Annotated in this window: 12 protein-coding genes; 3 read left to right on the plus strand and 9 right to left on the minus strand. The window is 70.1% G+C overall.

The features are described from left to right. The 4 genes from Mterra_RS13275 to Mterra_RS13290 all read right to left on the minus strand — a co-directional run. On the minus strand, positions 1-462 hold a 462-nt coding region (locus Mterra_RS13275; protein WP_218022934.1), incomplete at its 3' end, for a carbohydrate ABC transporter permease. Positions 463-478: 16 nt separating this feature from the next. Further along, positions 479-1711: an ABC transporter substrate-binding protein gene (locus Mterra_RS13280; RefSeq protein ID WP_119315617.1), complete on the minus strand. Its 1233-nt coding sequence runs from the start codon at positions 1709-1711 to the stop codon at positions 479-481. An 85-nt stretch (positions 1712-1796) separates the two neighbouring features. Continuing rightward, positions 1797-2804: a LacI family DNA-binding transcriptional regulator gene (locus Mterra_RS13285; protein ID WP_119315618.1), complete on the minus strand. Its 1008-nt coding sequence runs from the start codon at positions 2802-2804 to the stop codon at positions 1797-1799. A 203-nt stretch (positions 2805-3007) separates the two neighbouring features. Beyond that, entirely contained in the window at positions 3008-3496 is a 489-nt protein-coding gene (locus tag Mterra_RS13290; protein ID WP_119315619.1) for a MarR family winged helix-turn-helix transcriptional regulator, read from the minus strand. Positions 3497-3640: 144 nt separating this feature from the next. Here Mterra_RS13290 and Mterra_RS13295 point away from each other — a divergent pair, with 144 nt between their 5' ends. Then, positions 3641-4873: an FAD-dependent oxidoreductase gene (locus Mterra_RS13295; protein ID WP_119315620.1), complete on the plus strand. Its 1233-nt coding sequence runs from the start codon at positions 3641-3643 to the stop codon at positions 4871-4873. Positions 4874-5168: 295 nt separating this feature from the next. Here Mterra_RS13295 and Mterra_RS13300 read toward each other — a convergent pair whose 3' ends face one another. Beyond that, entirely contained in the window at positions 5169-5630 is a 462-nt protein-coding gene (locus Mterra_RS13300; RefSeq protein ID WP_119315621.1) for an Lrp/AsnC family transcriptional regulator, read from the minus strand. Between the two features lie 308 nt (positions 5631-5938). On the opposite strand from Mterra_RS13300, the gene Mterra_RS22390 reads away from it, so the two are divergent. Both Mterra_RS22390 and Mterra_RS13305 read left to right on the plus strand, forming a co-directional pair. Further along, positions 5939-6109: a hypothetical protein gene (locus tag Mterra_RS22390; RefSeq protein WP_170159663.1), complete on the plus strand. Its 171-nt coding sequence runs from the start codon at positions 5939-5941 to the stop codon at positions 6107-6109. 165 nt (positions 6110-6274) lie between these two features. Beyond that, entirely contained in the window at positions 6275-7672 is a 1398-nt protein-coding gene (locus Mterra_RS13305; protein WP_245971628.1) for an FAD-binding oxidoreductase, read from the plus strand. Positions 7673-7812: 140 nt separating this feature from the next. Here Mterra_RS13305 and Mterra_RS13310 read toward each other — a convergent pair whose 3' ends face one another. The 4 genes from Mterra_RS13310 to Mterra_RS13320 all read right to left on the minus strand — a co-directional run. Further along, positions 7813-8607, minus strand: coding sequence for an alpha/beta fold hydrolase (locus Mterra_RS13310; RefSeq protein WP_119315622.1), 795 nt, complete (start codon positions 8605-8607; stop codon positions 7813-7815). Next, positions 8604-8819, minus strand: coding sequence for a hypothetical protein (locus Mterra_RS21960; protein ID WP_147372778.1), 216 nt, complete (start codon positions 8817-8819; stop codon positions 8604-8606). Before Mterra_RS21960 ends, Mterra_RS13310 begins: the two co-directional genes overlap by 4 nt. A gap of 224 nt (positions 8820-9043) precedes the next feature. Beyond that, a complete protein-coding gene (locus tag Mterra_RS13315; protein ID WP_170159664.1) occupies positions 9044-10642 on the minus strand; it encodes a tyrosine-protein kinase domain-containing protein in 1599 nt (532 codons plus the stop codon). 1085 nt (positions 10643-11727) lie between these two features. Beyond that, positions 11728-12818, minus strand: a 1091-nt coding sequence (locus Mterra_RS13320) for a nucleotidyl cyclase domain-containing protein (RefSeq protein ID WP_218022935.1), incomplete at its 5' end; no start/stop codon positions are given.

Consider the following 12818-nt stretch of genomic DNA (forward strand, 5'->3'; position numbering starts at 1 on the left):
CGCCAGCCCCCGGTTCACCACCCCCTGGGTGGGGTCGAAGAGGTACTTCCACACCACCCCGCTGGCCACGGTGGGGGTGATCACCGGCAGGAAGTAGAGCACCCGGTAGACGGCCTGCCCCCGGATGGGCTGGTTGAGCAGCACGGCCACCCCCAGGCCGACAGCCAGCGCTAGGAGGGTCACCCCGCCCGCGTAGAGCAGGGTGACCCGGAGCGAATTCCAGAACTCCCCGGAGGCCAGCAGCCGCGCGTAGTTGGCCAGCCCCACGAACTCGCGGGTGGGGGAGAGGCCGTTCCACTCGAAGAGCGATAGGTAGAGCGAGTAGAGCGCCGGGTAGAAGTTGAAGGTACCCAGCACCGCCACCGTGGGCAGCAGGAAGAACAGGACAGCGGGCCACTCGCCCAGGGTTCGCCCCCACCGCGAGGCTCTGGAAGGCGTTTGCTGGAGGCGAACCTCGCTCACCGCAAGCTCCTCAGCGCTAGCGCAGCAGCGGCGTGACTTCCTGGGCCGCGCGGTCGAGCGCCTCCTTGGGGCTCAGGCGCCCCAGCAGCGCTTCCTGGATGTACCGGGCGAAGACGTCGGAGATCTGGGGGTAGCGGGCCACCGGCGGGCGGGGCTTGGCGAAGGCCATCGAGTCGACGAAGGGCCGCATGAGGGGGCGGGCGTTGCTCACCCAGGCCCGGTAGGCCGGGTCGTTCGCCACCGAGCGGCGCACCGGCAGGAAGCCGGTGCCCCGGTCCCACTCCACCTGCACGGGCGTGCTGCTGAACCAGTTGATGAAGTCCCAGGCGGCCGTGGCCGTGGCCGCGTCGGCGTTCTGGAAGATGAAGATCTGCTCGCCGCCCATGTTGGTGGCCGGGCGCCCGCCCGGGGCGAAGGGGAAGGCGGCCGCCCCGAGCTCGAAGTTCACCTGCTGCGGGAAGAACTGCGTCATCCACGAGCCGTCCATCACCATCGCGGCCTCGCCGCGCCCGAAGAGGCCCCACGGGGCCACGGGGGCCACCTTCTCCTTCTGCACCAGGTCCACCAGGAACTGCAGGGCCCGCACGCCCTGGGCCGAGTTGAAGGCCGGGGCGGTGTTGTTGGCGCCCAGGAACTCGGCCCCCGCACCCCAGAAGTACACCTGGGTCTGCCAGGTGGTGCCCTCGCCGCCCTGGGTGAAGAGCTCGAGGCCCCACTTGCCGGTCTTCTCCTTGATCTGCCTGGCGTAGCGCAAGAGCTCGTCCCAGTTGCGCGGGGGGCGGTTGGGGTCGAGCCCGGCAGCCCGGAAGAGGTTCTTATTCCAGAACAGCCCGAGGTTGGAAGCGCTCACCGGCAGGCTGTAGCGCTTGCCCTGGTAGAGCCCGTAGACCAGGGGACCGGGGAAGTAATCGGCGAGGTTGAGGTTGCTCTGGCGGATGTAACCGTCGAGCGGGGCCAGCGCGCCGCTGCGGGTGAGCAGGGGCATGGCCACAAGGTCGGAGATGGCCATGGTGGGGGTCTGCCGGGCGGTGATGGCGGTCTGCAGCTTGGTCAGCAACTCCCCGCCGGGCACGAACACCGCCTCGATGGTCACCCCGGGGTGCTCCTTCTGGTAGCGCTCGATGAGGCCCTGCAGGACCTGCCCGTTGGCCCCGTCCCAGTAGTGCCAGAAGGTGAGCTTCTGCGCCGTGCCCAGGCTGAGGAGCGCGACGGCGGTGGTTGCGATCGCCTTGAGCCAGTGTGCTTTCATACCTTCCTCCTTCTCGACAGCGGGTTTATATACGATCGGCGGCTCCCTGGCGGCGTGAGCTTCAGCCCCGGCAAGCGCCTCACCCCTAGACCCTGGACGACTCCCGCACCACCAGCCGCGGGCTGAGCACCCGGTGGGTGACCTCGGCGGTGGGGCGCTCGAGCCGTTGCAGCAGTAGCCGCGCGGCCAGCCCCCCCATCGACTCGATGGGCTGCTTCACGGTCGACAGCCCGTAGGCCTCGGCCCAGGGCTGGTCGTCGTAGCCCACCAGCCGCACCTCGCCCCCGACCTTGATGCCCTTGTGGGCGAACTCGTCGATGAGCCCCTGGGCCAGCAGGTCGCAGGTGGCGAAGATATTGGCCGGGCCGTCAAGCCGGCGCAGAATCTCCTGGGCCGCCAGGCGCCCGCCATCCCAACTGAACTCTACGGTGACGACGTGGTCCTTGGGCAGCTCGACCGGGCCCTCCTCCAGGGCCCGGCGGAAACCCCTGAGGCGCTCGCGGAAGACGCCGCTGGCGAAGGGGGTGTCGAAGCGCTCCTCGATCATGACCACGAAGGTCGGGGCGGGGCGCTCGAGGAGGTGCCGGCCCGCGAGGTAACCCCCCTCGACGTGGTCCACCGTCACGCTGTCGTAAGCGGTGTGGGCGATGTCGACGAGGACGGTGGGGAGGGCAGCCGGGATCTTGCCGCCTTCGAAGAGGCGGTCGGGGTTGAGCGAGGCCAGGATCAGGCCGTCGGCGTTGTAGGGGGGTGCGGAGGGGTTGCGGTAGCGCTCGAGGCGGCGCGGGCTCAGCAGGGGGAAGAGCCCGGCGTCATAGTCACGCTGGGCGAGCCCCTGGTCGATGCCGTTGATCAGGCGGTTATAAAAGTCGGTGCCGATCATGGGCAGCAGGACCGAGACCGACTGGGTCTTGCCGGTGCGGAAGGTGCGGGCGGCCTGGTTGGGCCGGTAGCCGAGCTGCTCGACGGCGCGCTGCACCTTGGCCCGGGTCTCCTCGGACACGTCGCGGTAGCCGTTGAGCACCCTGGAGACCGTGCTCACGGCGACCCCGGCGAGCTGGGCCACATCCTGGATGGAGACGCGTGTGTTCATGACCCCCTTTCGACAACGTGGCGTGGGTGACGTGCCAAAATCGTTTCCGAAATCGTTTTTGTGCCTTGAATATAGACCCTGCTCGTCGGGTTGTCAATAGGGCCCCCGGTCAGGGCGGCCGGAGGGCGACGGGGACGCGGCAGAGCGGGGACGTGCCTGTCGGCGCTGGCCGCACCCCGCACGACCCACGCCGAGGAGGCCCGCTACTTCGCGGCGGGGTTGCCCTCGCGCAGCTTGGCCGTCTCCTGCTGCATGATCCGGGTGCTCGCGCTAATGAACTCGAGAATGGTCTGAAGCTGCTCGTCGGTGAAGCGCGCGGTCAGCTCCTTGGCCGTGGCCTCCCGCAACGAGCTGAACACCTTCTCGCCCTCGGCCAGCCGCGCGGGGTCGGAGGTGAGCTGGACGACCACCCTCCTGCGGTCGGCGGGGTCTTTCCGCCGCTCGACCAGGCCCGCCTTCTCCAGGCGGTCAATCACCCCGGTCACGGCCCCGGTGGTCAGGGCCATCAGGTCAGCGAGCTCGCCGGCGGTGACGGGGCCGGTCTCGCGCAGGAGACCGGCGCACTTGAGGTCGGTGGGGTTGAGCCCCAGCTTGGCAGCGACGGCCTGGTGGTAGATCACCGTCCAGGTGCTGTTTCGGCTGATCTCCTGGTAGAAGCGCTCGAGCAGCTCTTCACGTCTCGGGGTTGACATGGCCTCCCATTTCTCTTACCTTCTAAACATCTTAGCTGCTAAGATAGTTAGAGGGTAAGCCTACTTAGCTGCTGAGATTCTATCACCGAGGCGGGAGCATGAACGCCCTCGCGGCTCGTCCACGGCCAGTCAGAAGGAGGCTTAATGATGGTAAGAAAGGTGCTCATTATCGGCAGCGGTTTCGCGGGGACGGCGTTGGCGCTGTTCCTCAAACGGGCGGGTTTCGATCCGGAGATCTACGAGGCCAGGAGCGCGCTCGGGGTGGATGCTGGGGCCTTCTTGTACCTGGCCCCCAACGGGGTGAAGGTGCTGAAGGAGCTCGGGCTCGACCGCCCCCTCGAGCAAGACGGCTTCCCGGCCACCGGGATGGTCTTCTACAACCAAAAAGGCCGGCGGATCGGCGAACTCGATAACCGGAGCGACCTGGAGCGCTACGGGGCGCGGGGCCAAGTCCTCAAGCGCGCGCAGATCTTCCGGGTGTTGCAGGGCGAGGTGGCGCGCCAGGGGATCCCCGTCCATTACGGGCGGCGGCTGGAGGGCCTCGAGGTTTTGGGCCAGGAGGGCGTAGTCGCGCGCTTCGCGGGCGGCACCAGCGCAGAGGGGGAGGTGTTGGTGGGGGCCGACGGGATCAACTCCAGCACCCGTCGGATCATCCTCCCCCAGTCCCCCGGACCCCGCTACACCGGCTTGGTGGACACGGGGGGCTTTACCTTCTTGCCCAGCCTGCGTGCCCACAGCGGCCCTCAGCACATGATCTTCGGCCATAAGGCCTTTTTCGGCTACGTGGTCAGGCCCTCCGGCGAGGTGTACTGGTTCAGCAACGTGCCCTGGGCCAGAGAACCCACCCGCGAGGAGCTGAAGGCCATCGCCCCGGCGGTGTGGAAACAGCGGCTGCTGGAACTGCACGCGGGCGACCCGGCTCCGGTCGTGGAGATCATCCGCTCGACCGAGGCGGAGGGGTTGGGCAAGTGGCCCCTCCGCGACATGCCCTCCCTGCCCGCTTGGCACAAAGGCCCCGTCTGCCTGGTCGGGGACGCCGCCCACGCCACCTCACCCTCCGCCGGGCAGGGGGCCTCGCTGGCCCTGGAGGACGCCGCTGTGCTGGCCAAATGCCTGCGGGACATACGGGGCCTCGAGCCGGCCCTCGCCGCCTTCCAAAGGCTGCGGAAGGGGCGGGTGGAGCAGGTCGTGCGGCAGTCCCGGCGTAACGGCGACCTCAAGATTCCCCACCCGGTCATGGGCCGGGTCCGAGACCTGCTGATGCCGGTGTTTCTCCGGGCCGCTGAAAGGGCAGCACAGCCGATCTACGGTTACACGGTGGACTGGGAGGCGCCAACGCCAGCGCCTGCCGTGGACGGTGCCGAACTACGGGTTTGAAGGGGGGATTCACGGCCAAAGGCGTTCCTCGCAACCCTGGGACTGCGGCGGGCTCATGGCTTCGTGGACATGGCCTGCTGCTCGCTGCTGGCCCACGAGTGGCGCGAGGCGCGTGGCCGAGTAGGGGAGAGCCACCGGATGGGGTACGGGGAGCTCTGAGCGTCAACCTCCAGCCACGCTGAGGATCTCGCTGCGATCTCCGCCAATCAACGCTACAACTCTGCGGCCTTGTTCCGCCGCCGCCCGGCAGCGAGGGCGGGGCCGGGCCTCCCGCCCGGCTCCCATGCCCACGGGCTTAATCCCCAGGCGGCGGAAGGGTCGGGCCCTCGAGCACCGCCGAGACCACCAGCGCGGTGTGCGTCTGGCCGTAGCGGCCAAGGGAGTCGAGGAGGCGCTCGAGGTGCTCCAGCGAGGCCACCCGCAGCAGCAGCACGTAGCAGGCGTCGCCGGTCGAGCGGTAGGCCTGCTGCACTTCGGGCATGCGCGGCAGGGCGCGGGCCAGCGCCTCCGGGTCGCCGCGCAGGTCGCTCAGGCGCACCCAGGCCGCCACCGGCAGACCCAGCGCGGCCGGGTCCACCTCGGCGCGGTAGCCGGTGATCACCCCGGCGTCCTCGAGGCGGCGCACCCGCTCGATCGCGCTGGGCACCGCCATGCCCAGGCGCTCGGCCAGCTCCTTGTAGGGCAGGCGGGCGTTCTCCCGTAGAGCCCGCAGGATGGTGAGGTCCTTGGAGTCGAGGGATTTCTTCCGGCGGCTCATGTGACCAAGTTAGCCCTCACGCCGTGAGGCGAATATGCCTGAACTCCCTTAACCGGGCCATTCCCCCGCGGCGGCGGCCGGGCCTAACCTCGAGGCATGAACGAGAACGCTTGGCGCCGACCGGGCCTCGAGCGCCCCGGACCTAAGCCCCCTGTTCCTGTCCGCCCGGCCCGCAGTTCCGCCTCCGCCTTAAGCCCGAGGCGCGGCCAGGGCACAGCCGCTAACCTGCACCGAGTGGGCGCGGGGCTGCCCCAGGGAGCGGCCCTGGGCGCAGCGGCGGCGACACCGCGGGGCCGCAGGAGGGCCCTATGACCGACCTCGGCCGCGCGATCCTCGAGCGCCTCGAGCAGGAGCGGCTCCACCGGGCGATGCTGCGCCGCTTGGCGCGCGAGCGGGTGAAGGAGGGGTGGCGGACGCTGCTGGACGTGCTCTTCTCCCGCTCGGCAGGGCGCAAGGGGCGGCAGGGTTGCGGGAGCTAGGCGCACCGGCCATCGGGGCTCCTCCGCGGGATGGCCGCACTAGACTACGGTTTCCGTAGTAAAGGATTGCAAATTAGAACCTTGATATGTTATCATCGTAATAGATATAACCAGTATGCCACAGACAGGAGAATGGCCCTTCGAGCAAGAGCAGGAGGAAATTTCATGGCGAACGAACCTCACTCCCCCTCGGCCCAGGCCCACCCCGCCCTCCCCATTTCCCGGCTGCGCGAGAGCTTCACCGGCCGGGTCATCGAGCCGCACGACCCGGGCTACGACGAGGCCCGCGCCGTCTTCATGGGCGGCATCGACGCCCGGCCGGCGGTGATCCTGCGGGCCGCGAACGCCGAGGACGTGGCCCGGGCCGTCGAGTTCGCGCGGGAGAGCGGCCTCGAGCTCGCCGTCCGCGGCGGGGGGCACAGCGCCGCCGGTCACAGCACCGTCGAGGGGGGCGTCGTGCTCGACCTGCGCGGCATGAAGGCCCTGGACGTCGACGTGGAGGCTCGCACGGCCTGGGCCGAGGCCGGCCTGACCGCGGGCGAGTACACCGAGGCCACCGGGGCGCACGGCCTGGCGACCGGGTTCGGCGACACCGGATCGGTGGGGATCGGGGGGATCACCCTGGGCGGGGGGATCGGCTACCTGGTGCGCAAGCACGGCCTCACCGTCGACAGCCTGCTCGCCGCCGAGGTCGTGACCGCCGACGGGCAGCTCCTCTACGCCGACGAGGAGCACCACCCCGACCTCTTCTGGGCCCTCCGCGGGGGCGGGGGCAACTTCGGGGTCGTGACCCGCTTCAAGTTCCGGCTGCACCCGGTGGACGCCGTGGTGGGCGGGGTGCTCCTGCTCCCGGCCACGCCCGGGGTCATCGCCGGCTTCATCGCCGAGGCCGAGGCCGCGCCCGAGGAGCTGTCGGCCATCGTCAACGTGATGCCCGCCCCGCCGCTGCCCTTCGTGCCCGCCGAGCACCACGGCAAGCTGGTGGTGATGGCCCTGATGGCCTACGCGGGCGACGCCGAGGCCGGGGAGCGGGCCCTGGCCCCCTTCCGCAGGCTGGCCCCGCCCCTCGCGGACCTGCTGCGCCCCATGCGCTACCCCGAGCTCTACCCGCCGGAGGAGGAGGGCTACCGCCCGACGGCGGTGGCGCGCACGATGTTCCTCGACGCGGTTGACCGGGGCGTGGCCGAGACGGTCCTCGAGCACCTCCGCTCCTCCACCGCCGCCGTGCGGGTGGCGCAGCTTCGGGTGCTGGGCGGGGCGATGGCCCGCGTGAGCGCCGGGGCCACCGCCTTCGCCCACCGCGGCCGCCGCGTCATGGCCAACGTCGCCGCCTTCTACGGCCCCCACGACCGGGCCGAGCAGGAGGCCTGGGTGAAGGGCTTCGCGGCGGCCCTGCGCCAGGGCGACGGCGGCGCCTACGTCAACTTCCTGGGCGACGAGGGGGCCGAGCGGGTCCGCGCGGCCTACCCCGGCCCGACCTGGGAACGGCTGGTGGCCGTCAAGCGCCGCTACGACCCCGGCAACCTCTTCCGGCGCAACCAGAACATCCCGCCTCGGGGGTAAACCACCCCGCGCCGGGGCCGGGGGCTGTCCCCCGGCCCTCGTCGCTTCCCGGCAAGCACCGCTTAAGCCCGCGGTGGGCAGGGCAAGATGTGCCGCTGGCAGCGGCGCTCCGGGGCCTGAGGCCGCGGCACAAGCACGTCTTAACCGCTGAAAAACTCGACCAGCACGGGGGCCAAGGCCTCGGCCGTCACCTCGTGGGTCTGGCCATCGAGGGTAAGGTGCCGGGCATTGGGGATCGCCTCGGCCAGCGCCAGCGCGGTGACGTGCATGAAGGGGAAGCTCGCCCCGCCGTCCATCACCAGGGCAGGCACCCTCACCTGGGCGGCTCGCCCGGCGGGCACCCCGGCCTCCGCGCCCAGGATGGCGATGTGGTCGTAGGCCAGGGTGGGCGCGACGGATTCGAACAGCGGCCATACGGGGCTGTGGCGCACCTCGTCGATCTGTTGGCCGGTGGCCCCTACCAGCCCCATGAACAGCGCCACCGCCTCCCCCCGCCGGCCGGCGTCGAGCAAGGCCTCGAGTTCGCGGGTGTAGGCCTTCCACGACTGCCTGGAAGCCGGGTCGTCGCTGTACGGGGGCTCGTACATGGCCAGCTTCCTGACCTTGCCCGGCAAGCGGATGGCCGCTTCCATCGCCAGCGCGGCCCCCGAGGAGATCCCGCACAAGAACGCCGAGCCCCCGACCTCCTCGATGAGGGCCTCGATGTCCTCCACCTCCCGCTCGAGTGAGTAGGGCGGCGTGTCCGTGCTGTCGCCCCTCCCCCTGCGGTCGTAGCTGACCACGGTGAAGCAGGGCGCCAGCAGTTGGGCCAGCCGGGCCATCCCCTGATCGAAGGCTCGGTACTGCAGGGAACCCGCTACGAGGATGACCCCCGGGCCCTGGCCCGACCGGTCGAACGCGATGACGGTGCCGTCTTTGGAGCGGGTTTTCCTCATCTGCTGCCTCCTTGGCGCCGCAGGTGCAGGTTCACGGCTTGTCCCCTCAAGGGCGGGTCGTCGGGCTCGGGGCACCACCCCGCGAACCACTCGCTCGAGCCCGGGAATGGCTCGTCGAGCCCGGGCGGGACGTGGGGGTGGGGTCGGGCCGCGCGGCCGGGGGCTCGAGCGGGGTCTTCCTGCTCTCGAGAGGGGGTGACTTCCCGTCGCATGGGACCTCCTGGATGACGGCCGGCCCGCCGGGGTGCCTGCCCACCCCGCAACGCCGTGGCGTCGGTCTGCTCCGTATGCCTTCTGCTGATTACGATGATAACATATTTAGCTCCTAAAACGCAAGTGATAAGTATAAAAATAGAATCTGACGGGTCGGGGGCTGGGCAGGGCTCCCCGTGCGGCGCGGTTGTTGATCTGGTCGGCCTGCGGTCCTCCCGGTCGGCTAGGAGGACTTGGGGCCGCCGGCCTTAGGCAGGCCCTTATGCTCCTTCCGGTCGGCTACGGCTACGGGGCCGTAGCCGTACCCGTAGCCGTAGGTGAACTGCCCGGAGGCCGCCGGCCCGCGCCGCAGGTTGGTCATGGCTAGCCCCACGACCCTCGCCCCCACCCGCGACAGCACCTCGAGGGTGGCCTCCAGGCGCTTGCGGTCGGTCGCCCCCTCGCTGACGGCCACCAGCACCCCGGAGGCGTGGGGCGCGAGGATCAGGGCGTCGCTGACGGCCAGGGCCGGGGGGGAGTCGACGACGACGACCTTGTACCGGCCGGTGTGGACGAGGTTGTTGAGGAAGTCGCGCCAGTGCTCGGCCAGCAGCTCGGCCGGGTTCTCCGGGGCCTCGAGGCAGGGGAGCACCTCGAGGTTGGGCGCCACCGGGTGCGCGTGGACGGAGTAGGTGAAGTCCCTGAGGCTCTCGACCAGGTCCCACCCCTTCGCGATCCCGAACTCGCGGTGCACCACCGGCCTGCGCAGGTCGGCGTCGACGAGCAGCGTCGGGAGGTCGGCGCGGGCGTAGGCGCGGGCCAAGGCGATGGCCACGCTCGACTTGCCCTCGGCCTTCTCCGGGCTCGTCACCAGGACCACCTTGGGGTGCCTGTCGGCGAGGGCGTGGTGGACGCCGGTGCGCAGGAAGGCGGCGGCCTCGGCGGGCAGCTCGCGCTTGCCGTTGGGCGGCATCCTGGGGAACTCGCCCAGGACCGGCAGGCCGGTCACCCGGGCGGCCTCCTCCGAGTCCCGGACTGCCCGGACCAGGGCTTCCCGGAGGAGGACGAACCCGAAAAACAGCAAAGAGGCGATAACCGCGGCCGCAGCCCCGCCGAGGAGCGGCCGGGGTGCGGAGGGCGCGAGGGGAACTTGTGCGTGTTCCAGCAGGGCGAGCAAGCCTACGGCGCTCTCCTCCAGGGCGTGGGCGAGGTCGCGGTCGCGCGCCAGGTTGCCGCGCAGCGCGTCCAGGCTGCGCAGGCGGTCGGGGTCCTTGAGCTGGCGGGCCTGGCGGATCTCGGTGAGGATGGCCTCGAGCTGGGCCTCCACTGAGCGCCGGTAGCGGGTGAAGTGCTCGCGGGCGCGCTGGTCCTCCCAGCCCCGTAGCGCGGCCGCCCAGGCGTTGGCTAGCCGCGCGGCTCTCGCCGGGTCCCGGTCCCTCACGCGCAGCGTGATGATGCTGGACTGGCGCCCATCCACGGTCCTGACCTTGGCGGCTTGACGCAACCGCATCAGGGCCTGCGGGCCCTCCGGCTCCCCGGCCATCGCCAGCGCCTGGCCGAGAACTTGTGTGCTGAGCGCCGCCTCCTTGTAGGCCTGGGGGTCCAGGGGGGCCACGCTGACCAGCGGGGTGGTGAAGGAGCCGGCGGAGCCCAGTGGGCCAGGTTGAACGGCCACCAGGCTGCTGGCCGACTCGTACACGAGGGGTTGTTGCTTGAGAGCGAAGTAAGTGACGGTAGCGCTCAGCAAAGCCGCCGGTAGGGCCCACCGGATGGCCCGTAGCAGCAGCGGGATTAAGCGCTCGAGGCTAATTTCTTCCGTGCTATCGGCAGTGTGGGGTGTCATAGCCATTCCACGGGGTAAACAGCCAAAACGATCCGTAGCCTTGTCTTTCATTCACTCGCTCGAGAACGGGCGCAGTGCTTAAACCAAACAGTTGTGCTCGTGGCTCATGCTTTCCCGGCGGCTGTTGGCCCCCGGGGTGCCGGGCGTGAGACGGAACTATAAAAAACAGCCGTCCGCCCGTTGCGCGTGTCAACAAAACCCGTGTTTTGGTTGAAGTGACTATCGGGAGCTGAACCATATCGGGGTGCGACGCGCGTACGGAACGAAACAGGCCAACTCGGGCGTCTGCGCCTCGTGAGGGGCGACAACCTGCGTTTTGGAGATCGGCGGGGGTGTAGATCACGCGGTCTTGGCTCACCTCCTTGATCGGTGACTTCTGACGGGTTGAAGCGTAAACCTCCGTCGGCCAGGATTTGCCGCGGAAGTAAGCCGAAGCTACTTCTCGACCGCAACAAAAGCGCAACGCTCCTGCCAGATTAGGGACAATCAGCGAAAAGTGATTCAAGACAGCCCCGGCCGGCACCGGCTTGAACGGCTCCTAAAGGACGCACAGACCTAGCCAATTCACTTTCGCTAGAACCTTTCCCAGCGCCCGAAGCCAAAAGGGTGGGGTAGTACGGGTGCGCCCACAAAGTGCAGGCCAGCGGCCGCGGCAGGGTGCCGAAAACCGGTCGGTCGCGCCGAGCAGGGCTGCGGTGAAAAGGTTGCTGCGACATAGTTTTAACGTTTCCTACGCATAGGCGAACCTCAGTCCAGGCACGAGAAGGATTTTTTCTGTGACGGATGACCCCCCACGGACTGCCCCACGTTCCGGTCACGAACTTGAGGCTCGCTGGGGGCGGCTGAGGCGTGTGCCACGCCACGGGCACGGCAAGCCCGGCCAACGAGGGCGGACATGGCGTTACCGATCACTCCCTAAGTGCTCAGGGCCCGTACGAGTTCAGACTCTCCCCGATCGCTCGAGCCGCCCGCCCCCGAGCCGCCCGGGCGTGCGCGTTGTGATGTAGACTGGACGGGTCAGCGATTCCAGCGAGGTGTAGAATTGTGGGCCATCCGAATTCTCCGGTCCTGGGGCCATGGAAGCCCTAGCCGCCTACCTCCCGGCCGACCGCCGGCAGGCGCTGGCCCGGGGGGTGGGCCTGCCGGACCGGACCCGGGGCGCCGCGCTGTCGGTGGACATCTCCGGCTTCACCCGCCTGACCGAGACCCTGGCGCAGGCCCTGGGCCCCCAGCGGGGGGCTGAGGAGCTCACCCACCGGCTCAACGCCGTCTACGACGTCCTCATCGCCGAGGTCCACCGCTACGGCGGCAGCGTGGTGGGCTTCAGCGGCGACGCCTTCACCTCCTGGTTCGACCACGACGCCGGCGCGCGGGCCCTGGCGGCGGCGCTGGCGATGCAGCGGGCGATGCCCGCCGTGGCGACGGTGCCCCTCGAGGGCGGCGCGGCCACCCTGGCGATCCGGGCCGCGGTGGCGACGGGCCCGGTGCGCCGCTTCGCCCTGGGCGACCCCGGCATCCAGCGCATCGACGCCATCGCCGGGGGCACCCTCGACGTGCTGGCGGCGGCCGACCACCTGGCCCAGCCCGGCGAGGTTGGTCTTGTCCCCCAGCGCCCCGTAGGTGCGGCGCAGGGCGCTGCCGTAGGCGCCGGTGTACATCTGGCCCTCGGCCACCCCGGCGCGCACGGAGTGGACGAAGGAGAGGTTGGGCGGGGGCTCGAGCAGCTGCAGCGCCACCGTCACCGCCTTCGCCGCGTCGTCGTCGTGGGCGACCGGCGCCCCGAAGGCGGCGTAGAGGTAGCTGCCCTTGTCCCCGAAGGTGAGCTGGATCAGGCTGCCCCCGTAGCGCGCGACGACGGCCTGGACCCGGCGGACGTAGGCGTCGAGCAGGATGCCCGCGTCGTCGTCCTCGTCGTAGCCGATGCCGTCGAAGGCCAGGAAGAGCGCGGTCACGGGGCGCAAATCGGCCATGAAGCGGCCCTGGCCGCTCTGCAGGCGCTCGTAGACGCCCCGCAGCACCCACGGGCGCAGCTCGGCCTCGCCCAGGGCGCCGGGCTCGAGCGCGGGCCAGGGGCTGGGGGGAGGCGGCTCCTCGAGGCCCTCCACCAGCGCCACCCGCAGGCCGCCCAGGGGGTCGGCGCGCCAGCCCGCCACCCGCACCCCCTCCCCCAGCGCCC

Origin of the sequence: Calidithermus terrae (genome assembly GCF_003574345.1) — a bacterium.
GTDB lineage: Bacteria > Deinococcota > Deinococci > Deinococcales > Thermaceae > Calidithermus > Calidithermus chliarophilus.